The sequence below is a fragment of the Burkholderia sp. Bp8963 genome (assembly GCF_003854275.1).
Classification (GTDB): Bacteria; Pseudomonadota; Gammaproteobacteria; order Burkholderiales; family Burkholderiaceae; genus Burkholderia.
This window is the reverse complement of sequence record NZ_QTQP01000009.1, coordinates 74,301-99,619: the sequence shown is the minus strand read 5'-3', so window position 1 is coordinate 99,619 and position 25,319 is coordinate 74,301. Positions and strand designations below refer to the sequence as shown.

General features: G+C 65.7%; 18 protein-coding genes. 3 read left to right on the top strand and 15 right to left on the bottom strand.

What is annotated here, in order from left to right; translation table 11 throughout:
- Window positions 1–110 precede the first annotated feature (110 nt).
- The 15 genes from DID96_RS10040 to DID96_RS09970 all read right to left on the bottom strand — a co-directional run bounded on the left by DID96_RS10040 (window position 111) and on the right by DID96_RS09970 (window position 20,075).
- Window positions 111–1,052: an ABC transporter substrate-binding protein gene (locus DID96_RS10040; protein WP_124599203.1), complete on the bottom strand. Its 942-nt coding sequence runs from the start codon at window positions 1,050–1,052 to the stop codon at window positions 111–113.
- Window positions 1,053–1,221: 169 nt separating this feature from the next.
- Window positions 1,222–2,760: an MFS transporter gene (locus tag DID96_RS10035; protein WP_124599202.1), complete on the bottom strand. Its 1,539-nt coding sequence runs from the start codon at window positions 2,758–2,760 to the stop codon at window positions 1,222–1,224.
- Between the two features lie 4 nt (window positions 2,761–2,764).
- Window positions 2,765–3,310 (bottom strand): GNAT family N-acetyltransferase, encoded by a 546-nt coding sequence (locus DID96_RS10030; protein ID WP_124599201.1) that lies wholly within the window; start codon window positions 3,308–3,310, stop codon window positions 2,765–2,767.
- Window positions 3,311–3,521: 211 nt separating this feature from the next.
- Window positions 3,522–6,770, bottom strand: coding sequence for a multidrug efflux RND transporter permease subunit (locus DID96_RS10025; RefSeq protein WP_124599200.1), 3,249 nt, complete (start codon window positions 6,768–6,770; stop codon window positions 3,522–3,524).
- 7 nt (window positions 6,771–6,777) lie between these two features.
- On the bottom strand, window positions 6,778–8,394 hold the full coding sequence (locus tag DID96_RS10020; RefSeq protein ID WP_124599199.1) for an ABC transporter ATP-binding protein: 1,617 nt from the start codon (window positions 8,392–8,394) through the stop codon (window positions 6,778–6,780).
- Window positions 8,394–9,506, bottom strand: coding sequence for an ABC transporter permease (locus tag DID96_RS10015; RefSeq protein ID WP_124599198.1), 1,113 nt, complete (start codon window positions 9,504–9,506; stop codon window positions 8,394–8,396). Before DID96_RS10015 ends, DID96_RS10020 begins: the two co-directional genes overlap by 1 nt.
- Window positions 9,460–10,512, bottom strand: coding sequence for a microcin C ABC transporter permease YejB (locus DID96_RS10010; RefSeq protein ID WP_124599197.1), 1,053 nt, complete (start codon window positions 10,510–10,512; stop codon window positions 9,460–9,462). Before DID96_RS10010 ends, DID96_RS10015 begins: the two co-directional genes overlap by 47 nt.
- Before the next feature lie 12 nt (window positions 10,513–10,524).
- The gene (locus DID96_RS10005) at window positions 10,525–12,465 is read right to left on the bottom strand and encodes an extracellular solute-binding protein (protein ID WP_260463837.1); all 1,941 of its coding nucleotides are present in this window, start codon (window positions 12,463–12,465) and stop codon (window positions 10,525–10,527) included.
- A 168-nt stretch (window positions 12,466–12,633) separates the two neighbouring features.
- Entirely contained in the window at window positions 12,634–15,432 is a 2,799-nt protein-coding gene (locus DID96_RS10000; RefSeq protein WP_124599196.1) for a TonB-dependent receptor, read from the bottom strand.
- A 265-nt stretch (window positions 15,433–15,697) separates the two neighbouring features.
- On the bottom strand, window positions 15,698–16,273 hold the full coding sequence (locus DID96_RS09995; protein ID WP_124599195.1) for a helix-turn-helix domain-containing protein: 576 nt from the start codon (window positions 16,271–16,273) through the stop codon (window positions 15,698–15,700).
- Window positions 16,274–16,279: 6 nt separating this feature from the next.
- Window positions 16,280–17,470 (bottom strand): tetratricopeptide repeat protein, encoded by a 1,191-nt coding sequence (locus DID96_RS09990; protein ID WP_124599194.1) that lies wholly within the window; start codon window positions 17,468–17,470, stop codon window positions 16,280–16,282.
- Window positions 17,471–17,484: 14 nt separating this feature from the next.
- Complete coding sequence (locus DID96_RS09985) at window positions 17,485–17,913, bottom strand: biopolymer transporter ExbD (RefSeq protein ID WP_124599193.1); 429 nt, start codon at window positions 17,911–17,913, stop codon at window positions 17,485–17,487.
- Between the two features lie 9 nt (window positions 17,914–17,922).
- The gene (locus DID96_RS09980; protein ID WP_124599192.1) at window positions 17,923–18,345 is read right to left on the bottom strand and encodes a biopolymer transporter ExbD; all 423 of its coding nucleotides are present in this window, start codon (window positions 18,343–18,345) and stop codon (window positions 17,923–17,925) included.
- 19 nt (window positions 18,346–18,364) lie between these two features.
- Complete coding sequence (locus DID96_RS09975; protein WP_124599191.1) at window positions 18,365–19,285, bottom strand: MotA/TolQ/ExbB proton channel family protein; 921 nt, start codon at window positions 19,283–19,285, stop codon at window positions 18,365–18,367.
- Between the two features lie 88 nt (window positions 19,286–19,373).
- Window positions 19,374–20,075, bottom strand: a complete 702-nt coding sequence (locus DID96_RS09970) for an energy transducer TonB (RefSeq protein ID WP_124599190.1) — start codon at window positions 20,073–20,075, stop codon at window positions 19,374–19,376.
- A 1,062-nt stretch (window positions 20,076–21,137) separates the two neighbouring features.
- On the opposite strand from DID96_RS09970, the gene DID96_RS09965 reads away from it, so the two are divergent.
- The 3 genes from DID96_RS09965 (at window position 21,138) to DID96_RS09955 (ending at window position 25,315) form a co-directional block, all read left to right on the top strand.
- The gene (locus DID96_RS09965) at window positions 21,138–21,392 is read left to right on the top strand and encodes a hypothetical protein (protein ID WP_260463836.1); all 255 of its coding nucleotides are present in this window, start codon (window positions 21,138–21,140) and stop codon (window positions 21,390–21,392) included.
- Window positions 21,393–21,465: 73 nt separating this feature from the next.
- A complete protein-coding gene (locus DID96_RS09960; protein ID WP_260463835.1) occupies window positions 21,466–23,607 on the top strand; it encodes a hypothetical protein in 2,142 nt (713 codons plus the stop codon).
- 178 nt (window positions 23,608–23,785) lie between these two features.
- Window positions 23,786–25,315, top strand: a complete 1,530-nt coding sequence (locus DID96_RS09955) for an FAD-dependent oxidoreductase (RefSeq protein ID WP_124599189.1) — start codon at window positions 23,786–23,788, stop codon at window positions 25,313–25,315.
- Window positions 25,316–25,319: the final 4 nt, after the last annotated feature.

Here is a 25,319-nt window from a genome sequence, read left to right as displayed (position 1 = left end):
CGCTCGTTATCAATGGCTGTCCATCCGGAAGATGGCCAGACTATTCGCAGTGCATATTGTTTGATGGAGATGGACCCGTGTTCGGGTTCACCTCCAGGCAGTCAGCCGAATCAGAGATCCGGCAGCCCCGGAGGATTGGTCGAGGCCTTGTCGATTGCCTCGCTGCCGAGATTCCAGCGGTCCAGCACCTGGCGGTACTTGCCGTCCTGGATCAGGTCATTGATCACATAGGTAATGGCGGTAGCGAACCCACTGCCCTTGCGGGTCGTGACGGCCAATTCGGCCGTACGAGGCCAACCGCCACTCACCGTTCCGACCGGCTTGATCTTCGCGCCCTGGCTCAGCTGATAAGCCAGCGTGGCGTTGACACTGAAAATCGCATCGGCACGCCCCGATACCAAGGCCAGCATGCGCACCGACGGGTCGTCGTAATACTGCACGTGGACCGGCTTCAGGCCATGCGCGACATTGTCCTTGTCCCACGCCAGCAGAATCTTCTCCTGGTTGGTTCCGGAGTCGCCAATGACGCGCAGCCCCGCGATGTCCTTCGGCTCGCGAATCTGCTTGATGGGGCTGCTCTGCGCGACGTAAAAGCCCACCACGTCACGCCGATAGGTCGAGAAGTCGAATTTCTGCTTGCGCGCCTCGGTCACGGTAACATTCGACAGCACCGCGTCCACCTTGCCGGATGCGACGGCAAGCGGCCAATCCTCCCACGCAAGCGGAACGAGCTTGAGCGTCAGACCGAGTTCATCCGCAACCAGTTGCGCGAGATCCGGATCCGCCCCGACGACCGTCTTCGCATCCGTCGCGTACGCACTGAGCGGCGGATTTCCCACCGCAATGCCGACCGTCAGCACACCCTTTTCGACAAACCGGAAATTTCCCGGAATCAGCTTGATCGCCGCTGCATCGGGCGTTGCACGGGGTCGGTCGTGCTGATCGGGGCTCAGGTTCAATGACGTCGCCGATTGCGCGATTCCGGCGGCTCCGATCGCCACCACTGCAAATGTCCCTGCCAATGCCAGACTGATCCTGCGACGACGATTCATCTCTCGATACCCCGTAAAAGTGTTCATCCGATCGTTGTGCCCCGAACGGACGACCCAACGACCGATCCGGTTTCAAATAGTGCCGGAGAGCCATTCACGCGAAAACCAAGTTATTCCCAGATCGTTATTCCCGAAAACATCAAACAATTCGGATTACATATTGCAAAGATCACGATACGGGATGCCGTGCCCGCCTGCGTATCCAGTCGAACCATGCCGCCGCCAATGCGCCGCCGACCAGCGGCAATACCAGCATCAACACATCGGCAAACGCATCCCGGTATGCGTCCAGCGTCGCCGACGACGATGCCTTTGCGAGGAATACGCCGATCCCCCAGGACATCCCGATCGAACAGGCGAGGCGCTGCGACAACTGCAGAAGCCCTGCGGCAAGCCCGCGCCCTTCGTCCCGCCCGATCTCCGCAAGCGTCATCGCCTGATTCGGCGCATGAATCAGCCCACCGGCAAGCCCCTGCAACAATCCGGTCACCGGAAAGGAAAGCACGATCCAGCGAGCCGGAAAGTACGCTATCGCGATACCCTGCGCGGCGACAGCAGTCGCATAGATGCCGATTGCGATCACGATTCCGGCACGACCGAATCGCTCGACGAAACGCCAGCTCCACGCGGCTGATACGACCGAACCCAACGCTGACGAAATCGACAGTGCGGCAAAAAGCAGGGGGCTGACCTGCAAGCCATCGAGAAAGAACAATGCACTGACCATCCCAAGGGTGACGCCCGCAGCGAACTGGCACATCGCGACGAGCGTCCCCAGCACGTACCCGCGCGAACGGACCAGACCGCGCGCCAGGATCGGCGTGCCGCCGCGACGCTGGTACCACGTTTCCCAGACAGCCAATAGCGGCAACCCGGCAATCGCCACGACGACGCATGTGCTCTGTCGTGGCAACCCGGCGCCCCCGACCAGTGTCGCGAGCATCAGCGCGAGCGCGATGGTGGAAAGCAGGAGCAACCCGCCCAGATCGATCGAGAATCGGGCGTCCGATAGCCGGTTGCGCGGCAGATGCCGTAGAGCCAGATAAAACACGGCAATGCCAAACGGGGCATTGACCAGAAACAGCAATCGCCAACCGATATCCGGCGGCGCGGAGGCAAGAACCAGCCCACCGAGCATCGGCCCGACGAGCCCCGCCAATCCGCCTGCCGACGCATAGCGTCCGAGCGCCCTGGCTTGCGCCGTCCCCTTGAACAGATCCTGGATCATGCCCAGTATCTGGGTATTGATGATCCCCGCGCCGAGCCCCTGCAGCACGCGCGCGACAATCACCGTCTGCGCACCGTCTGCCAGCCCGCCCAGGACGCTGAAACCCGTAAACATCGCGAGCCCGATCAGAAACAGCAGGCGTCGCCCGATCGCGTCGCCAAGACGACCGGCAGGAACGAGCGCAACACCAAACGCGATGGAATAAACCGATGTGATCAGCTGGATTTCGGAGGTCGACGCATGCAGCCCATCCCTCAGCCTCGGCACGGCAAGTGTAAAAATCGCCTGATCGAGCAGCGTGGTGAAGCCCATCGCGACGCAAATGCCCAGCACGATGTTCGCATTGACGTTCGCGTCATCCGGGAGATCGCGGGCGTATCGCCGTCGAGCCCGCTTTGCGATCGGGCCGGAAGGTCGCGCCCCGGCAATGGGCCCTGCAACATCATCCCGTGCTGATTCGCGCACTCCCTCGCGAGTCATCGGCTCAATCCCGATCGCTCGAATGCGCAAGCGGAACGGGCAGCAGGTATTTTTCGAACAGCACGCCGGGAGGCTGGTCTTCACCAAAGTCATGCGACGACAGCAGCGTGTAGCCCGAAGACTGGTAAAGCCCTACGGCTTCGGGCTGGCGCGGGCCGGTTCCCAGATGGATGCGTGTGTAGCCTTGCCGTGCGGCCTGCGCTTCGAGCTCGGCCAATACGCGCCGCGCGAGGCCTTGACGACGATGAGCGCGACTGGCCCATATGCGCTTGAATTCGGCAGTGCCGGGCGTGTGATGACGCATGAAGGCGCCACCTGCGATTGCCACCCCGTCTCTCAACAGAAGCAGAAAGGCACCCTGCGGTGGGGAAAAGGCCTCGGCTGGATAGCGTACGAGCTCCTTGCCAAGCTCTTCTTCAGGAATATATGCAGCGTACCGGCTGCTGTATTCGTACTTCAGCTCATCGAACAGAGGCTGAGCCAGCGGGTCCTTTGCAGATACATAGACAAAACGATCGCCCTGCTCCGGCGAAGGTGCGACTTCAGACATCAACCGCCTCCTCATGAACCTTGATCAAAATTCAGAGACGGCAGTTTCGATCAAGTACGGTAGACATCTGAAACCAACGTGGCTACCCGCGACTTATCCCGCCGTATGAAACCAGGATTATGAAAATTCACGAGTTGGGCTGCCACCAACAAATACGCAGAACAATATGAGAATTCCGGATAAGGGAAGCGCTGCGTGACGCGCAGCCCGCCTACTTCCCCACCGCCTCGGCCTCGCACGCGTCGACACCGGGCTCCGCAACTCGCGCGCTGCGCCGCATGCCCCGCCTTCGCTGCCCGAACGACGCGACGATCCGGAACGCGACCGGCGCAAACACGAGCCCGAACACGGTCGCCGTCAGCACACCGCCGAACGCACCCGTCCCGATCGAGCGCCGGCTCTCGGCGCCCGCTCCGGTCGCGAGCACGAGCGGCACGACGCCCAGCAGGAACGCCATCGACGTCATCACGATCGGGCGCAAGCGCGCGGCCGCCGCGTCGACGGCCGCCTGCCTCGGCGCGACGCCGTGCCGGACCCGGTCGCGCGCAAACTGCACGATCAGGATCGCGTTCTTCGCGGACAGCCCGATCACCGTGATCATCCCGACCTTGAAATAGATATCGTTCGGCATCCCGCGCAGCAGCGCAGCCGCGACCGCGCCGATCACGCCGAGCGGCACGATCGTCAGCACCGACAGCGGGACCGTCCAGCTTTCGTACAGCGCGGCGAGCGCCATGAACACCGCGAGCACCGACAGCCCGACGAGCAGCGGCGTCTGCCGCGCGGTGGCCTGCTCCTCGCGTGCGGCATCGACCCAGTCATAGCCGACGCCGACCGGCAGCGTCGCGGCGAGCCGCTCGAGTTCCGCCATCGCCGCGCCCGAGCTGTGGCCGCTCGCCGCCCGCCCGGTGATGTCGAGCGACGGATAGCCGTTGTAGCGGCTCAGCATCACGGGGCCGGTCGTCCAGTGCGGCGCGGCAAGCGCCGACAGCGGCACCATGTCGCCGGTCCGGTTCGGCACCATCAGCGTCATCAGTTGCGCATCGGTCGCGCGCGCGGCCGGGTCCGCTTCGACGATCACGCGGCGCATCCGGCCCGACGCCGGGAAATCGTCCACGTAGATCGAACCGAACGTGCCGCCGAGCAGGCCTGCGATCCGCTCGAACGGCACGCCGAGCGCGTAGGCCTTCGCGCGGTCGACGTCGAGTTCGATGCGCGGTCCGTCCGGCAGGTCTTCGGAATGCACGGATGCGAGCGCGGGGTCCGCCTTCGCGCGCTCGGACAGCGCGTCGCGCGCCGCGCGCAACGCCTCCATCCCGACGCCGCCGCGGTCTTCGAGCCGGAACGTGAAACCGTCCGCGTGCCCGATGCCGCGCACCGACGGCGGCAGCGACACGTCGACCTCGCCGTCGAGGATCGTGCCGAACGCGGCGTTGAGCCGGTCGCGCAGCGCGATCGCGTCGATGTCGCGCTTCGCCCAGTCCTGCAACTCGACGAACGCCATCCCGACGTTCTGCCCGCTGCCGGCGAAGCTCCAGCCGATCACGCTCGTTACGTTCGCAACCGCCGGTTCGGCGTGCAGCGCGGCCTCGACGCGCTCGACCACCGCAAGCGTGCGCGTCTGCGTGGCGCCGGCCGGCAACTGGATCATCACCTGCAGCTCACCCTGGTCCTCCACCGGCAGGAAGCCGCCAGGCATCGTCCAGTACAGCAACCCGCACGCGGCCACGAGCGCGACGTAGACGGCAACGGCGATACCGACGCGCCGCACCGCGCGCACGACGATGCGGCGATAGCCGGCCTCGGCCCGCGCGAAGGCAGTTGTGAAAGCCGATGCCAAGGCCACCGAGAAGGTCGCCGTGAAGCGCGCCTTGAAACGCGACGACAGCCGCGCGCCAAAACCCGTGCGATCGCGGCGCCGGCCGAGCTTGCCCGCTTGCGGGTCGTGCGCATCGTGCGGCAAGGGCTTCAGCAGGTTCGCACACAGCGCGGGCGTCAGCGACAGCGCCATGAACGACGAGACGAGCATCGACGCGATCATCGACACCGCGAACTGCCGGTAGATCCCGCCCACGCTGCCCGGAAAGAACGCCGTCGGCACGAACACCGCCGTCAGCACCGCGGTCACGCCGACGATTGCACCGCCGATCCGCCCCATCGCGCGGCGCGTCGCGTCGCGCGGCGACGCGTGCTCCTCTTCCATCGCGCGATGCACGCTCTCGACGACGACGATCGCGTCGTCGACCAGGATGCCGATCGCGAGCACCAGCCCGAACATCGTGAACACGTTGATCGACAGCCCGAACGCCCACATCGCGACGAACGCCCCCATCAGCGTCACCGGAATCACGACCGTCGGCACCAGCGTGTACCGCAGGTCGCGCAGGAACAGCCACATCACGCAGAACACCAGCACGACGGCCTCGACGAGCGTCAGCACGACTTCCCGGATCGCGAGCGTCACGAAATGCGCACCGTCGAACGGGATCTCGATGCGAACGCCGGGCGGCAGCGCTTTCGACAGCTCGGCGACGCGCGCGCGGATCGCGTTCGACGTTTCGAGCGCATTGCCGCGCGGGCCGAGCTGGATGCCGACGGTCGCCGCGGGCTTGCCGTTGAGTCGCGAGTAGAACGAATAATCGTCACGGCCGATCTCGACCCGCGCGACGTCGGCCACGCGCACCGTCGAGCCGTCCGGCTTCGACTTGAGCACGATCCGGCCGAACTCGTCAGGCGACGCGAGCTGTCCCTTGACGATCACCGATGCCGTCAGTTGCTGGCCGCGCGCGAACGGCGCGTCGCCGACCGCGCCGGCCGTCACCGTCGCGTTCTGCGCGCCGATCGCCGCGATCACGTCGTCGGCGCCGAGTGCGTACTCGCGAAGCTTCACGGGATCGAGCCAGACCCGCAACGCCTCGCCGGCATCCCACAGCTCGGCTGAGCCGACACCCGGCGCCCGCTTGAGTTCGCGCAGCAGATAGCGGTTCAGGTATTCGCCGAGCTGCGCGGAATCGCGCGTGCCGTCGGCCGACGTCAGCGTGACGAGCATCAGGAACGTGTTCGCGGCCTTGAACACGCCGATCCCCTGCTGCACGACCTGCTGCGGCAGCCGAGGTTCGACCTGCTTCAGGCGGTTCTGCACGTCGACGACCGCGAGGTCCGGATCGGTGCCGGGCGAGAACGTCACGTCGATCTCGAGGTTGCCGTGGCCGTCGCTGCTGGTCTCGTAGTAGAGCAATCCGTCGGCGCCATCGAGACTCTCTTCGATGATGCTGCCGACGTTGCCGTCGACCGTTTCGGTCGACGCGCCCGGATACGTCGCGGTAATCACGACGCGCGGCGGCGCGAGGCGCGGATACTGCGAGATCGGCAGTTGCGGGACCGCGAGCACGCCCGCGACGACGATCGCGAGCGCGACGATCCATGCAAATACCGGGCGGTCGATGAAGAACGACGGCATCGGCGCGCTACCCGGCCCGCTCCGGCGTCAGCATCGACGACGCGAGCAGCGCACGCGTATACGGATGCGACGGCGCATTCAGCACGTCGAGCGTGTCGCCCTCCTCGACCACGCGCCCCGCCTTCATCACGATCACGCGATGCGCCATCGCGCGCATCACCGCGAGATCGTGCGTGATGAACAGATAGCTCAGCTGGTACTTCTTCTGCAGATTCGTCAGCAGGCTCAGCACCTGCTGCTGAATCGACACGTCGAGCGCGCTCGTCGGCTCGTCCAGCACCAGCAGTTCCGGCTCGACCGCCAGCGCGCGCGCGATGGCGATCCGCTGACGCTGACCGCCGGAGAATTCGTGCGGATACCGCAGCATCGCTTCCGCCGGCAAGCCGACCTCGTTCAGCAACGCGGCGATCCGCGCGCGCCGCGCGTCGTGGGCCATCTGCGGCTGGTGCACGGCCAGCCCCTCGCCGACGATCTGCTCCACCGTCATGCGCGGCGACAGCGAGCCGAACGGATCCTGGAACACCACCTGCATCCGGCCGTAGAGCGCGCGCCGGCCGCGCGCCGTGCGCAGCGACGCGAGCGGCAGGCCGTCGATGTCGATCCCGCCCGCCGCCGGCCGCTGCAGCCCGAGCACGGCGGACGCCAGCGTCGATTTCCCCGATCCCGACTCGCCGACGATGCCGAGCGTCTCGCCGCGCCTCAGGCTCAGCTTCACGTCGTGCACCGCGCGGAACGCGGTGGTTCCGAACACCGCGCGCCAACCCTTCGCAGACATCCGGTAGTCGACGGCGAGATCCTTCACGTCGAGCAGGCGTGCCGCATCGGCCGCGACGGGCCCGATCGCCCGCCGCGGCGCGCTGTCCAGCAGCCGCTGCGTGTACGGGTGCCGCGGATCCGCAAACAGCGCGTCGGTCGTATTCGTCTCCACCAGCACGCCCTGCTGCATTACCGCGACCCGCTGCGCGAAGCGCCGCACGAGGTTCAGGTCGTGCGTGATCAGCATCACGGCCATCCCGCGTGCGGCCGCTTCCTGCTCCTGCAGTTCGATCAGCAGGTCCACGATCTGCTGCCGGACCGTCACGTCGAGCGCCGTGGTCGGCTCGTCCGCAAGCAACAGCCGCGGCCGGCAGGCGAGCGCCATCGCGATCATCGCCCGCTGCCGCTGCCCGCCCGACAACTGGTGCGGGTAACTGTCGATCCGCCGCTCCGGCTCCGGAATCCCGGTGCGGCGCAGCAGCTCGATGCCGCGTTCGCGCGCGTCCGACTGCCGCAACCCTTCGTGCAGCCGCAGGCTTTCCGCGATCTGCCTGCCTACCGTGTACAACGGATTCAGTGCGGTCATCGGCTCCTGGAACACCATCGCGATGTCCGCGCCGCGGATCCCGCGCATCTGCTGCTCCGTTTTCGCGAACAGGTCCTCGCCGTCGAACAGGATGCGGCCGGCGAGCGTCGCGTGCCGCACCAGCCGCAGGATCGACAGTGCCGTCACGCTCTTGCCCGAACCCGACTCGCCGACGAGCGCGACCCGCTCGCCGCGGCCGATCGACAGGCTGAGGTCCTGCACGGCCATCTTCGTGCCAAAGTGCACGGAGAACCGCTCGATCTCCAGCAACGCGTTCGCCATCACTGTTCCCCACCGTAAGCCGAACCGCGCGCGCGCGTGTCGAGCGCATTGCGCAGCGCATCACCCATGAACGTCAGCAGCAGCAGCGTCGCCACCAGCGCCGCGAACGCCGAAATCGAGATCCACCACGCGTCGAGGTTGTTCTTGCCCTCCTGCAGCAGCTCGCCAAGGCTCGGCGTCGGCGGCTGCACGCCGAGGCCGAGGAAGTCCAGGCTCGTCAGCGACAGGATCGCCGCGCTCATCCGGAACGGCAGGAACGTGATCACGGGCGTCAGGCTGTTCGGCAGCACGTGCCGCCACATGATCTGCCAGTTCGACAGCCCCATCGTGCGGGCCGCCTTCACGTAGTCGAGCGCGCGGTTGCGCAGGAACTCCGCACGCACGTAGTCGGACAGCGCGAGCCAGCCGAACATCGACAGCAGGATGAACAGCAGCCACAGCGACGGCTCGAAGATCGATGCGAAGATGATCAGCAGGTACAGGTCGGGCAGCGCGCTCCAGACTTCGATCAGCCGCTGCCCGATCAGGTCCGTGCGGCCGCCGTAGAAGCCCTGCACGGCGCCCGCCAGCCCCCCGAGCGCGACACCCGACACCGTCAGCGCGAGCGCCATCAGCACCGACAGCCGGAATCCGTACAGCAGCCGCGACAGTACATCGCGGCCGAACTGGTCGGTGCCGAGCCAGTTGTTCGCCGACGGCGGCGCCGGATACGGACGCGATGCGAAATAGTCGATCGTGTCGTAGCGGTAACGGTTCGGCGGGTAGATCGCGAAGTTGCCGTTCGCTTCGAGCTTCGCGCGGATATACGGATCGAGGTAGTTGGTCTTCGCCGGGAAGTCGCCGCCGAACTGCGTTTCCGGGTAGTCCTTCACGATCGGGAAGAAGTAATGCCCCGCGTAGCGCACCACGAGCGGCCGATCGTTCGACAGCACGCCGGCACACAGGCTGATCGCGAACAGCGCCGCGAAAATCACGAGGCTCCAGTAGCCGAGCCGTTGCGCGCGAAACCTCAGCCACGTGCGCCGCCACGGCGACGGCGACGTCGCGCACGCGACGCTCGCGGGATCAGTGGTCCAGGCGGTTGAACTGGATGCGGGGGTCGACGAGGACATAGCAGACGTCAGCGATGAGTTTGGTCAGGAGGCCGATCAGCGTGAACAGGAACAGCGAGCCGAGCACGACCGGGTAGTCGCGGCGGATCACCGAGTCATACGACAGCTGTCCCATGCCATCGAGCGAGAACAGCGTCTCGATCAGCAGGTTGCCGTTCAGGAACGCGCCGACGAACGCGGCCGGCAGCCCCGTGAGCAGCGGAATCGCCGCGTTGCGCAGCACGTGTTTCCACAGGACGTCGCGCTCCGGCGCGCCCTTCGCTCGCGCGGTCAGCACGTACTGGCGGCCGATCTCCTCGAGGAAGGTGTTTTTCGTCAGGATCGTGACGATCGCGAAGTTGCCGACGACCGACGCCGTCACCGGCATCGCGACGTGCCACAGGTAGTCGAGCACCTTGCCGACGAGCGTCAGTTCGTCGAAGTTGTCCGAGGTCAGGCCGCGCATCGGAAACACCTGCCAGAACGTGCCGCCGCCGAACAGCATCAGCAGCAGCACGCCCAGCACGAAGCCGGGAATCGCGTAGCCGGCCAGCACCAGCACGCTCGTCACGGTGTCGAACCGCGAGCCGTTGCGCACCGCCTTCGCGATGCCGAGCGGCACCGACACGAGATACGTCAGGATCACCGTCCACAAGCCGAGCGTGATCGACACCGGCAGCTTCGAGCGAATCACGTCCCACACGCTCCGGTGCGCGAAGTACGACTGCCCGAGGTCGAACGTCGCATAGCGCTTCAGCATCAACACGTAGCGCGCGAGCGGCGGCTTGTCGAAGCCGAACTGCTTCCTGATCTGCTCGATCTGCTGCGGATCGACGCCCTGGCTGCCGTGATAGCCGCCACCGCCGCCGCTCGCCTCGCCGCCGCGCGAGCCGCCGTGACGCAACTGCATCAGCACCTGCTCGACCGGCCCGCCCGGCACGAACTGCGTGACCACGAACGTGATCGTCACGACGCCGATCAGCGTCGGGATCATCAGCAACAGGCGTCTGATAATGTAAGTCAGCATCGCATCTCCCCGTCATGCGCCCGGACCGGGCTTATGCGCCGACGCACCGCCGGCCGCTTGCTTCACGTACCAGTAGTCGACGATCCAGTCCTCGTACAGATAGGAGTCCGGCACGATCGAAGGATGGCCGAGCGTCGCCTTGTACGCAATCCGCGCGTTCGGCAGGTAGTACTGCGGCACGAGCACGTACAGGTTGATCAGCACGCGGTCGAGCGCGTGCGTGGCCGTCTCGAGATCGTCGAGTGTGTCGGCCGCGAGCGCCGCGCGGATCAGCGCATCGACCGCCTTCGACTGCACGCCCGGATAGTTTTCGGAGCCGGGCTGCGACGCCGCCGCGCTGCCGAAGCGGCGCGTCAGTTCGGCGCCGGGAATCGTCACCGGCGGATAGATGAACGTCGTCATGTCGTACTGGAAGCTGTCGAGCCGCTTCTGGTACAACGCGCTGTCGATCTCGTGCATGTACGCATGGATGCCGAGCGTCGCGAGCGCCTGGATGTACGGCAGGATCAGGCGATCCATGCCCGGCTGGTCGTCGATGATCTCGATCGTCATCGGCGTGCCGTTCGCGTCGCGCAGCGCGCCGTCGCGATAGCGCCAGCCCGCTTGTGCGAGCAGGTCGCGGGCCGCCTTCAGGTTGTCGCGCAGCGAGTTGGGCGGCACCGTCGACGGTTGCCTGACCATCGGGCCGAATACTTCGCGCGGCAGCATGGACCGGTACGGCTCGAGCAGCGCGAGCTCCTTTTCGCTCGGCATCCCTGACGCCGCGAACGGGCTCGCCTCCCAGAAGCTGTTGGTGCGGCGATACTGCCCGTAGAACATCATCCGGTTCATCCAGTCGTAATCGAACGCCAGCGCGAGCGCATGCCGCACCCGCACGTCCGCGAACATCGGCTTGCGCAGGTTCATCAGGAAACCCTGCATCTGCGCGGGGCCGTCCGGGAATTCGCCCTTCTTCAGCATCCCGTTGCGGAAATTCTTGCCGACGTACTTGCGCGCCCATTGGGTCGAGCTGTACTCCATCCGCGCGTCGACGTCGCCGGCCTTGAATGCCTCGAGCTCGGTGTACTGGTCCAGATACAGCTTGAACGACACGCGCGCAAACCGGAACATCCCGCGCCGGGATGGCAGGTTCGCGGCCCAGTAGTGCGGATTGCGCACGTAGGCGATCTGCCTGTCGTTCCTGCGCTGCTCGATCAGGTACGGCCCGCTCGCGATCGGCGGCACGTTCGCGATCTGGTCGAACGGCGGCCGCGTGCCGTCCGCGCGTCGTCCCCACTTCGGCGAGAACACGGGCAGGTCGCCCGCAATCAGCGCGGCGTCGCGCTCAGGGTGCTTGAATTCGAAGCGGATCGTGTGTTCGTCGACCATCACCGCGCGCCGGATCACCGAAAACTGTGCATTGAAGAGCGGCGACGCCTGCGGGCTCGTCAGCGTGTCGAACGAATACTTGACGTCGGCCGCGGTGATCGGGTCGCCGTTCGAAAAGCGCGCGGCCGGATTGACGTGGAACGTCGCGGAATTCCTGTCGGGCGCCACCGTCACGTCGTCCGCGATCAGCGCGTATTCGGACGCGAGTTCGTCCCAGCTGCGCTGCATCAACGTATCGAACATCAGGTTCTGGATGTCCGGCGCCGGCGATCCGCGCACGAGAAACGGATTGAGCGAGTCGTAGCTCTGCGCCTCGTTGTAGTTTTCGAAATTGAGCGTGCCGTCGTCCGGCGCGTCCGGATCGGCATAGGCGAAATGCGTGAAATCCGCCGGATACTTCGGCTGACCGTACTGCGCGATCGCCGACACCGCGAACGCCGCGCGCGGCGCCGCGACACAGGCGGCGAGCGCGGCGCACACGAGCACCGCTATCTGCACGCCGTTCTGCACGCCGTTCTTCACGACCGTCAGCCCCTGCCCGATCGGGCCGGTCCCGCCCGACCTGCGCCATCTGAACACGCTCATCGTTCGCCTGCTCGCAATCGCAGCGGGCGTGACCCGCGCGAGGTGGATTGTTTCGATGCACCTGCATACCGTAACACTGCCAGGCAAAAAGAGGCCGCTCCCAAGGGGTGGGTATCACAGGGATATGGAGCGGCCCGTCGAAAGCCTGTCAGGTCTGCACGATCGTCATCAGAACTTGTACGTCGCGCCGACCTGCGCGAAGCGGCCGATGTACGTGTACAGCGACGTGTCGTAGCCGCTCTGGCTCAGCGTGCCGTTTGCGAAGATCGGGTCATACGGCGGCGTGCGGTTGAAGATGTTGTCGATGCCGCCGTAGATCGTCCAGTTCTTGAAGCCCGTGTAGGTCATCATCAGGTTGAACTGGCTGTACGAACCCACCTTGCTCGGCGCCGCCATCAGGTTCTGCGCGTACGGGCCCGTGAACTGCCACGTCAGCGCCGTATCGAAGCCGTGGTAGTTCCAGTCCAGCGTCGTGTTGCCGCGCCAGCGCGGGAAGCTGCCGCCGAACGGCTGCGTGATCGTGTAGTTGTTGCCCGCGCCGTTGATCGGTGCCGCGCCCGGGAAGCCGATCTTGTAGTCCTTGACGTACGCCCAGTCGCCCGACAGCGTGAACGTGCCCGCGCCCTTGACCGGCACGGACTGGCGGAACGTCGTTTCAAAGCCGTTCGTATCGAGGTAGCCGAGGTTCTGGTACGGGATCACCTTGTACAGCAGCTGCCCCGTCACCGGGTCGGTCACGATCTGCGACGGCTTGCCCTGGCCGATCACGTTGTCGATGCGGATCTTGTACCAGTCGAAGCCGAAGTCCGTGTAGCGGCTCGGCGACAGCTGGAAGCCGATGTTCAGGTTGCGCGTGCGCTCGGGCGCGAGATTCGGGTTGCCGACGGTGATCGACGTGTAGTTCTGGCCGGTGGCGGGGTCGATCTGGATGCCGAGCGTCTGCGACTTGCTGTCCTCGACGAAGGTCGGCGCGCGGAAGCCGCGGTTGTACGACGTATACAGCGTGAGGGCCTGGATCGGCTGGTAGCGCAACGCGAAGCGCGGCGAGAACGCGCCGCCCACGTCCGTGTAGTGGTCGTAGCGGCCCGACTGGCTGAACGTCAGGTTCTGCAGGATCGGGATGTTGATCTGATAGTAGATCGCCGCGACGTTGCGCTCGCCGTCCACCGTCTGCAGGTTCGGCGTGACTACGGTGCCCTGCAGGTATTCCGAACCCGGCGTGAGCATTTCGCTCTGGTGCGTGAACTGCGCGCCGAGGCCGAAGCCGACGTCACCCGTCGGCAGGTGGAACAGCGTCGGCGTCGACAGCGTCGCATCGATCGTGTCGAGCTTCGAGATGCCGAGGGTGTTCGCCTCCTGGTACAGGCCGTTGAACGCGTTGGGCGTGGCGCTCGGGTTCGCGAAGTTCAGCGTGCCGTTCTGGTAGATGTTGTTCAGCACGTTCACGTTGAGCTGGTTCGTGAACACGTTCGACACCGTGCTCTGCGAATGGCTGACGGACGTTGCCCAGTCCCAGTCGCCGTTCGGCAGCGTGAACGAGCCTTTCACGCCGGTGGCCGCGCGCCAGTAGTTGGCCCACGTCTTCTCCGCGACCGTGTTCGGGAACGCGTAGGTCAGCGGCGTTGCCGCGCCCGTCGTGTTGTACGGGTTGGTCACCGGCACGACCGTGTTGAACGGCGACAGCAGTTGCGTCTGCGGATTCCAGACGAGTGCCGGGTTCTGCGGGTTGCCGATGACGTTGTTCCACAGGCCGTCGTTGGTCGTGGTGGTGTTGTAGCTCTCGAGGAAGTCCGCGAATGCCGTCGTCGTATCGTTGATCTTGAAGTCGGCATGCAGCTTCGCGTTCAGGCGCTCGGTCATCGGCAGGATCGACGTGCTTTCCGCCGTGTTGTACGAGCAGATCGTGCCCGGCAGGCCGGCCGACAGCGAGTTCGGCGCGGCCGGGCGGACCGCCCCGCCGAACGGGCAGCCGTTCAGCGCCTGCGCGCTGCCGTCGGGCATGTTCCAGTACGACGGCGCGAGCAGCGAGAAGCCGCCCGGCTTGCCCGTGAAGTCCTGGTTGCGGGTCGAATCGCGATCGGCCAGCGTGAAGCCGTTGGACTTGTAGTAGCTGGCCGCCACCGTGACGTTGAAGCGATCGGCGTTCAGGTCGCCGAAGCCGCCGAGCACGCCGAACTTGGTCGTGCCGTCGCCGTTGCCCGCGTTGATTGCGCTGCCGAGGCTGCCGTCGAGCTGCAGCCCGCGGAAATTGTGTTTCGTGATGATGTTCACCACGCCGCCGATCGCGTCCGAGCCGTATTGCGACACCGCACCGGTCTTCACGATCTCGATGCGCTCGATGGCGTTGAGCGGCAACGTATTGAGGTCGAAGAACGAGTCGACGCTGTTCGAGAAGAATGCGAACGGCGCGACGCGCTGCCCGTCGACCATCACGAGCGTGTATTTCTCGGACAGGCCGCGCAGCGCGATCCCGGCCGCGCCGGCCGCGAAGTTGCCGGACTGGCCTTCGCCCCAGCTGTTCGCCGAGTTGGCCGCGGCATCGCGCAGGAAGTCGGCCACGGTCACCGCGCCGCTGCTCGTGATTTCCTTCGGCGTGATCGTCTGCACCTGATTGAAGCCGACTTTGTCCGAGCTGCGGATCAGCGAGCCCGTCACTTCGAATCGCTTGATCTGCGCGACCTTGCCCTGCCCGTCCGCCGCTGGCACGGCAGTCGCCTTCTCGCCCGCAGGCGCCGCCGCGCCGGATGCGGCGTCGGGCGCCGCAGCATTTTCGCCTGCTGTCGTGCCGCTCGTGCCGCTCGCCTGCGCGACCGTCACGGGCGCCTGCTTCGCAACGGCATCCGCGATCGCGGCCGCGCCCGGCCCCGGCTGGCTCTGCGCAAACACCGGCCCCGCCAGCGTCGCCGTCAACGCCAGTTCCGCCCAGATGATCCTCTTGATCGCCAACGCCAACACGCTCTGTTTCATCTTTCCCCCTCTCGCTCGTCAGTAAGACCCCATCCGCTGCGCGCGCGGGCCTCGTGGAACCCGCCGCGCGTCCAGGGCATCCGTGTTCCGGAACCCGTCATTGCCAACCCGCCAATCGCCCTGCTCGCCACGGACCGGCCCCCGACATGGATGTCGGCCTGCCGGTCGGACCCGACCTTAACTTAGGCTTACTAAATTAGTATTCTGAGCGCTTGCTTTGCTTTCTTTTTCATTCGCCGGATTGGCCGAACGTGGTTCGATTCTTCTAGAACAGCCTCGGTGTGCCGACCCATACGATCACGGCTTCCTCGTCGGCCGTGTTTCGCCACGCGTGCGGCATCGTCGATTCATAATGCGCGGTATCGCCGGCGTTCAGCGTGAAGGTGCTGGCCTCGAGCGTCAGCGCGACGCTGCCCCGCATCACGTACAGGAACTCCTCGCCCGCGTGCGTCGTGACCTCCGACGGCGGCTGCCCGGCCGGCATGCGCACGAGAATCGCTTCCAGCTTCCTGCCGTCCACCAGGTTCGTCAGCCGCGCGAACGAGCTCGCCGAATCCGCGAACCGGAAGTACTGCAGCATGTCGGCACGGCGTACCGAGCGCGCTTCCGTCGGCGTGTCGACGAAATACTGGACCGTCACGCCGAGCGCCGCGGCGATCCGCACGAGCGACGTGATCGACGGCGTCGCGCGCCCGCGCTCGACCTGCGACAGGAACGGCTTCGACATGCCCGCCGTCGCGGCCACATCGTCGAGCGTGAGCTCCAGCCTCTGTCGCAATGCCCTGATCTTGCTTCCGAGCGAGACGGCGACGAGCACCGGTTCATCGGGTGGAAAAGCCATGCCGGGCTACCTCGCAGCGACAATCGACCAGAGCTTCGCCAGATCCGCCGAACCGTCGGTTCCCTTCACTGTCCGAAGCGCCTGTACCGCGCGCGCCTTCTCGCCTGCCACGTAATACGCCTCGCCGAGCCGCAACTGTGCCGCGTCGGGGTGCTCGAGCCCGCCCTTCGCGATCGCCTGCTCCATCATCGACAGCCCCTGCTTCGCCTGACCGGCGAACACCAGGTTCATTCCGGCATCGATCGGCGCGACCGGGTTCGCCGCATCTGCGCCCGACTGCACGCGCTTCACCGCCAGCGCCTGCAGCCGCTTCTCGCGATCGGCCTGCGCGCCCTTGCCCAGGATGCCCGACGCGAAACCCTGGTCGATCACCTGCCTGCCTTCCGCCGTGGAGCCGGCCACCAGCGCGAGTTGCGTCATTTCCATATACGCGTCCGCGGTCATCGGCGCCCCGGTCGCCCGGCGCAGCCGGTAGATGTCGAGATCCAGCGACGACAGATAACCGCGGTTGCCGCGAATTGCCGGCACCAGCTCATCCCAGTAGGCGGCGCTCGGGTGGTATGCGACCAGCAGCCCGAGCGCGCCGCGATACGCGGCGCCGTCCTTCGCTTTCTGCGCGCACGTCGCGAGCATCTGCAACTGCGCTTCGTCTGGCGCGTGGCCGGCCTTCGCCTGTGCATCGGTGCTTGCCTTGAGCTGGCTCACGACCTGACCGCAGTCGTTCGACAGGTAGTACGACTGCGTGAGCAGCGTGCGCATCTCCGGATCGATTCCGCCTGCCTTCACGTAGCGCTGCGCGACCCGGATCGCCTGCGGGTAGTTCTTCTGCTCGAAGTAGATCCCCGCCAGCGCGGCCGTCGTGCGCCGCTCGTCATCGGCCGACAGCCGGCCCGAGCCCAGCACGCTCTCGTATGCCTGCGCCGCCGTGCCCGGATCGCCGGCCGCGATCGCCGCCGCGCCGCGCATCTGCTCGATCATGTACGTCTCGTACGGCGACTTGTTCGGCACGGCCGACGCCTGCGCGATCTTGCCGAGCGCGTCGCGATACTTGTGCGCGCGGTACAGGTCCTGCGCCGCCGACAGCGGCTTCGCGACGTCCGGACGCAGCGCGTCCGCGGCCAGCGCGGGCCGCGCGAGCGTGCACACCGCGCTCAGCGCCGCCAATGCGGCGATGCGTTTCCATGGTTGCGGGTTCATCGGCGCGCGCTTCCTCATTGCATGTATTGTTCGTTGCCGATCAGGCCGATCTTCGTCGCGCCGACACGCTGGGCCGATGCCAGCACCGCCGCCACATCGTGGTACGGCGCGAGCTTGTTCGGCCGCAGGTGGATCTCGGCCTGCACGGGCTCCGCGGCCACCTGCGTCAGCTTTGCCTCCAGCGCCGCGCGATCGGGCACCGGCGTGCCGTTCCACGTCGTCGTGCCGTCGAAATCGATGTCGATCTGCACGACTTCCGGCGGTGTGGCGGGTGGCGGCGGATTGCCCACCGGCAGATCCATCTTCACCGAGTGCATCTGGATCGGGATCGTGATGATCAGCATGATCAGCAGCACCAGCATCACGTCGATCAACGGCGTGGTGTTGATGTCCACCATCACGTCCGGTTCACCGCCACCGCCCGAAGATACGTTCATCCCCATCGTCGCCTCCTAGCCGCCGCGCGCCGGCGGCTCTGTAATGAATGACACCTTGGCGATCCCCGCGCGCTCGCACATCGTGACCACCCGGCCGATGAACTCGTAGCGTGTGTTCTGGTCGCCCCGCACGTGCACGCTCGGCTGCGGCTGCTGCTCCGAGATGCCCTTCAGCTTCGTCAGCAACGTCGGGCCATCCACCAGCTGTTCGCCCCAGAAGAAGTCGCCATCGCGGTTCACCGCGATCTCGACGCTCTTCGGCGTGGTCTGCAGCGGCTGCACGGTTTCCTTCGGCAACTGCAGCTGGATCGTGTGCGTCACCACGGGAATCGTGATCAGGAAGATGATCAGCAGCACCAGCATCACGTCGACGAGCGGCGTCGTGTTGATGTTGGCGATCACCTCGTCGTTCTCGTCCTGCCCGACGTTCATGGCCATCGCGCGTCTCCCCCGCCGGTCAGTTGACCAGCGACGCGGACGGCGACGCGGACGACGACGACGCGCGCGCCGGGCGCCGTTTACCGGCCAGCAGCACTGTGTGCAACTGCGCGCCGAAGTTGCGCACGCGTTCCATCACCGACTTGTTGCGGCGGACCAGGAAGTTGTAGCCCAGCACGGCCGGCACGGCCACGGCCAGACCGATCGCCGTCATGATCAGCGCCTCGCCCACCGGGCCGGCAACCTTGTCGATCGACGCCTGTCCGGCGATGCCGATCGCCGTCAGTGCGTGATAGATCCCCCACACGGTGCCGAACAGGCCGACGAACGGCGCGGTCGAGCCGACTGTTGCGAGGAATGCCAGCCCGTCCTGCATCCGGTTCGACACGTTCGTGATCGCGCGCTCGACCGACACGTCGATCCAGGTATTGCGATCCACGGCCTCCAGCAGCGCCTCGTCGTGATGCTCGCCGGCCTCGATCGCCGTCTCCGCGATGAAGCGGAACGGCGACGCGTCGTCCAGCAGCTTGGCGCCGTCCGACAGCGACGGGGCCGTCCACAGCTGCGCATCCGCCAGCTTCGCGCGGCGGTTCGCGCGGAGCTGCTCGAGGAACTTCGTGACCATGATGTACCAGCTGCCCATCGACATGATCACCAGCAGGATCAGCACGAAGCGCGCGACGAAATCGCCGTTTTTCCACAGCGCGCCCAAGCCGTACGGGTTCTCGACTGCTTCCGTCGTCGCCGGTGCGGGCGGTGGGGACGGCTGCGCCGCCGGCGCGGCCACCGGTGCCACCGGTGCCGCCTGTGCCGTCGTACCGGCCGACGCCGTCACGTCACTCGCCTGCGCGAGCGCCAGTTGCGGTGCGACGAGCCCGTCCACCGCAGTAACGGAGATCAACACGCTTGCCGCCATGGCGGCCAGAGAACGCTTCGTCATACCCGACTCCAATTATTTCGTTTACCTAACCAAAAAGAATCGACCCGAACCGCTCCGGCCTGGCTGTCTCGCCAGGCCGGCTCCTGCTTCAATTCAGATTGAACGAGAACGGCACCTGCACCCTTACCGATTGCCCTTGCGCGACGCACTTGAAGCGCTTCACGGTGTTGTACGCGGCACGGTCCAGCACCGGGTCCGCCGACTGCGCGACCCGTTCGTTCGTGATGTTCCCTTCCGCATCCACGACGAACTCGATCGTCACGTCACCCGTGATGTTGTTTTCCTGTGCTTCCTTCGGGTATTGCATCGCCGCGCGCATCGTGTCCGAATTCGGGCAGACCACGCCAACGTCGTGGCTTACCGGCTTTGCCGCCGGCGCGGGCGGCGCCGCCACCGGCGCCTGCACGGCCGGCGCGGACGGCACCGGCGCCGACTGGTGCGTGATGGTGGCCTGCGGCGGCGCCTGCACCGCCACTTCCGGCGGCGGGACGAACGGCGGCGGCGGCGGCGCGAACTTGGGCGGCGGCAGCTTGACGACCGGCATCGGCGGCGGGGGCGGCGGCTTCACCGGTTCGATGATGCGGGTTTCGATCGGATGCTGGATCACCTGCACGACTTTCGTCGCCAGGCCGTTGAGCAATGCGTAGATCAGCACGACATGCAGCAGCAGCACGGCCGCGATGCCGCCGAATCGGCGGACCGGATTCTGCTGCTTCTTGCCGAATTCCCGCGGGCGCCCCAGCGTAGCCAGCCCGCTGTTCGACGTGACCAGACCTTGTTCGACTTTCATACCCACCCTCATTCCCCCAGACGGGATTCGCCCGGTTTCACGGTTTCACCTCGCCACGGCGCCCGGTTTTTATCCGGCGCCGTGTAAACCCGGAGTCAGGATTACATTTTCATTTGCAGTCCTTTGCAAATGAATCACGTCCTGACTTCGATTTATCCGGTAATGCAGAAGCTTCTCGCCATGCACACGTCTGACAGCAGGTTCGGCGCCGGCAATTCCGTTCGATCACGCATTCGTCGTCTGGCGCATTGCGCTTTCCGACGAAGCTGCGTCGATCGTTACGGGGTGATGTCAGCCGTGCCGTGAATCTGGGTGCAGAAGATATCAGGGAAAAAATTTACGCGTCAAACTTTATTTGATGCCCCTACACAAAGTTTGGAGGATTTATTCTATTAATGAATCAGTAATCGATTTTTAATTAAAAAGGATGGTTAGAGTAATTTATTTGTATGCTTTTGCACATTATTAGTTTGGTTATTAAAAATGCGCACATATATCGTGCATTGCACCAAATTAGCTAATTCCGGCACATGCGCAGGCCGGGAGTGCGTCGGTCCGGCGCCAGCGATCTGCGGCGGTTCCACTCGATCATGCCGTGCTGGCCACCCGGGTATCCCGACCGCCTGTGTCGCACGACAGGCTGTCCGTTTCGATCACCATTCATTTCGCGTCGACGATGACAAATCCGCTTTCATCAAACGCACTCCGAAATTTAAAGACTCCGGATTCCGCTGCCGTGGAACAACCCTGGATGGCAATGTTTTCCGTATGAACGCTCCCCCCAACACTTCTTCGGCACAACGACGAAACGCGCGTCGGCAGCGGTCCGGCCCGATCGATCATCACTGAAACATTTCCTGCACGCCCGCCTTCATTACGCAAAATTACTTCATGGAAATTAGATGCTTGTGCTCAGTGGCACATTGTTTGCGTTCCTGATCAGGAACGCACAGTTGCCCTGGCGTTCACGGCGGCCCGGCCCGTTACGTCGGGCCGTCGATGTCGTCGCTTGATTCATTTCTGTAACGCACCGAATGACGCCAGCCGCGTCGGGAGGGCACCATGCAAACCCTCGGATCCAGACCATCGTCACGCCGGTCGGGCGCCCTGCTCTGCGGGATGTGCTCGGCGCTGATCGCCGTCAGCGCGATCGTGTCGCCGCCCGTGTTCGCGAGCGGAAAATTCCTGCCGCACGGTCACGGCTCGCTGCCGTCGGGCAACGAAGCCTGGGGCAAGCCGCACTACCCGCCATCGGGCCCGCATCCGGACGACACCGTCAACAAGCCGACGATGAAAAATCGGATAACGAACCAATAAATTCGTATGCCACACCTTTTCCGAATACCGGGGGACTCGTCCGAAATTTCGGACACGTTGCGTGAGGTTTGACATGAGTGCTTTGCGAACACTATCCCGCCAGTTCGGGCTTCTGGCGCGCTGCGTCGTCGCGTCGGGACTCTTCGCGGCGGCCGGCGTCAGCCATGCGGTGCCGGGCGATGCGCAGATCGACCTGAAGATCCTGATCCTCACGAGCCAGCAGGCGGGCAGCACGCCCGAGCTGGCAGCCGCCCAGTCGATCCTCGATCGCGTGGGCATCCCTTACGCGATCTACTCGTACGACACCAGCAACCCGACGCTGCCGCCGCTCGAAAACGGCGACCACGCGCTGTACCAGGCCGTCATCCTGCCGATCAGCGACTACCGCTACATGAACCCGTTCGCCGGCGGCGCGCTGGCGCAAACGCTCGCGCGCTACCAGTTCAAGTACAACGTGCGGCTCGCGAGCTTCTACACGTGGCCGAGCGACAGCGGCTGCCTGCAATACGTGAACTACCAGAACACGACCGCGACACCGCTTTCGTCGCTGCTGACGTCGACCGGGCAAGCGCTGTTCCCGTACATGAACGCGGGCACGTCCACGCTCAACCCGCTCACGATCTCGAACGCGTGGACGTATTTCGCGTCGCCGGCGAGCCCGCTGCCGACCGGCACGACCGTCACGCCGATCGTGCAGGCCACGGCCCCAGGCAACACGACGTACTCGATCGGCGCGACCTGCCTGTTCGCGAACACGACGCCGCTCACGGGCGACAGCGCATCGCGCGAGACGATGTCGCTGATGTTCGACAACAACCAGTACCTGATGCACTCGATCACGCTGTCCTACGGGATTGCGAACTGGCTGACGCGCGGCCTGTTCCTCGGCAGCCGTCACGTGTACATCGATCCGCAAGTGGACGACAATGGCATCCCCGACGAGATCTACCCGTACGCGCAATCCGACGCCACAGGCCTGTGGTACGACGTCAGGACCGGCGCGACGACCAGCACGAGCCCGCCCGGCGAATGCCCGCTCGGCAGCCCGGTCGGCTCGACGAACCCGGCGACCGGCCTCACCGCGTGCGAATACCGGACCACCGGCGCGGACTTCGACAACATCGTCGCGTGGCAGTCGCAGGTGAACCTGTCGACGGCGAACGCGTCCGCGGTCAAGCTGACGCTGGCGTTCAACGGCGAAGGCTACAGCAAGGGGTACGACGGCCAGGGCCTCTACCCGCCGAGCGGCACCGATTCGCTGTCGCAGCAGACCGGATTGCTGCAGTACAACTTCAAATGGATCAGCCACACGTACGACCACGAGCTGCTGGATCCGCCGTACACGACGACCGCCGCGCAAGTCACGACCGAAATGCAGAACAACCTGAAGGTCGCGAACCGGTTCCGGTTCAGGACCTTCAGCACGAGCACGCTCGTGACCCCGGAAATCTCGGGGCTGTACAACGCGACGACACTGGGCGCGCTCGCATCGTTCGGCACGCAGGTGCTCGTGTCCGACAGCTCGAAGCCGACGCCGCCCGCCGGCACGTCCGGCTGCCCGACGAACAACAACGGCGTCGCGTGGCCGCTGCCGGCGTTCAACGCAGGCAAGACCAACTGCGTGAACCAGCGCATCTTCGAAGTGCCGCGCTATGCGACCGCGCTGTTCTACAACGTGTCGCAGCCGTCGGAATGGGTGGCCGAATACAACTACTTCTACGGCGCGAACGGGATCGACCCGACCCGCTGGGGCTATGACCTGACCTACGCGCAGGTGATCGACAAGGTGTCCGACCAGCTCGTCGTGTACCTGCTCACGTACGACAACCGGCCGATGATGTTCCACCAGTCGAACCTGCGCGCGTACAGCGGCACGAGCACGCTGCTCGGCGACCTGCTGAACGCGACGTTCACGAAGTACAACACGTACTACAGGAACCTGCCGATCCAGAGCCCGTACCTGTCGACGATCGGCACGCTTGCGAACCAGCGGATGGTGTACGACACGTCGAACGTCGCGGCGACATTCACACCCGGCAAGTCGATCGTTGTCAGCGCATCGCGTACCGACGGGCAGTCGGTCGTCGTGCCGGTGACGGGCGTCAAGTTCGGAACTTCGACCGAGACCTACGGCGGCCAGAGCATCTCCCGCCTCACGTTGCTGCCGGCGACGGCCTATACGACGCAGATCACGCCGGCGCCTGCCTGGCAGTAGCCTGCCCGCCTGCGAGCGCGCGCCCGGAATCGACCGGGATCGCGCTGCAGCATGGACATCACGGACGCCCGCCGCAAGGCGGGCGTTTCACTGTGACCGGGCGATGCGCCGACTGTACCTTTCCCTCGACGAAATCGAGGCCGATAATGTCGCTGTTCCCGCCAGCGAGGAGAGCGCCATGACCAACCATGCTCCGTCACTCGTCGACCCCGATCTCGCCCAGGGCGTAGCGTCGGCCGATATACCCGAAGACGGCATGGTGGGCGGCCATGTCGGCGACGAAGCGGTCCTGCTCGTGCGCCGCGCTGGCACGTTCCATGCGGTCGGCGCAACCTGCACGCATTACGGCGCGCCGCTTGCCGACGGCCTGCTGGTCGGCGACACGATCCGCTGCCCGTGGCATCACGCGTGCTTCAGCGTGCGTACCGGCGAGGTGCTCGGCGCGCCGGCGCTGACCGATCTGAAATGCTGGCGCGTCGACGAACAGGACGGCAAGGTATTCGTGCGTGAAGCGCTGCCCGCCGCGAAGGCGCCGGCCCCATCGGCCGCGCCGCACCCCGAATCGGTGGTGATCGTCGGCGGCGGTGCAGCCGGCAACGCGGCGGCGGACTCGTTGCGGCGGCATGGATATCAGGGCCCCATTACGCTGCTGAGCGCCGATCGCGCATTGCCCTATGACCGGCCGAACCTGTCGAAAGACTATCTCGCCGGCACCGCGCAGGCCGACTGGCTGCCGCTTCATCCTCCCGCTTTCTACGCGGATCACGGCGTCGACGTCCGCTGCGACGTTCGTGCGACCCGGCTCGATCCCGCCGGGAAGACCGTCACGTTGTCCGACGGCAGCCAGCTCGCATACGGCGCGCTGTTGCTCGCCACCGGCGCCGAACCGGTGCGGCTCACGGTGCCCGGCGCGACGCTGCCGCATGTCGCCGTGCTGCGCACGCTGGCCGACAGCGACGCGTTGATCGCGCGTGCCGGCACCGCACGCCAGTGCGTCGTCGTGGGCGCGAGCTTCATCGGGCTCGAGGTCGCGGCCGCGTTGCGAACCCGCGGGCTCGACGTGCATGTGGTCGCGCCCGAAGCGCGTCCGATGGAGCGGATCCTCGGTGCAGCGCTCGGCGACATGGTCAGGGCGCTGCATGAAGCGCACGGCGTCGCGTTCCATCTGGGTGCGACGGTCGCCGCGATCGAAGCGGATCGCGTGACCTTGTCGACCGGCGTCGTGCTGCCCGCCGCGATGGTCGTGACCGGGATCGGCGTGCGCCCGGACGTCGCGCTCGCGCAGGATGCCGGCCTCGCGATCGATCGCGGCGTGACGGTCGACGCATTCCTGCAGACGAGCGCGGCGGGCATCTATGCGGCGGGCGACATCGCACGCTGGCCGGACCCGAGAACCGGCGAGCGCATCCGCGTCGAACACTGGGTGGTTGCCGAGCGCCAGGGCGCGGCGGCCGCGCAGAACATCCTCGGCCAGCAGCAGCGCTTCGCGGAGGTCCCGTTCTTCTGGAGTCAGCACTACGATGTGGCGATCAACTATGTCGGCCATGCGGAACGCTGGGATCGCATCGACGTCGACGGCGATCCGGCCGCGCACGACTGCATGGTCACTTACTGGCGCGACGGCAAGCAGCTCGCCGTTGCGACCGTCGGTCGCGACCTCGCGAGCCTGCGAGCGGAGGCCGCGTTCGAGCAGGCGACGCCGGCTTGACACG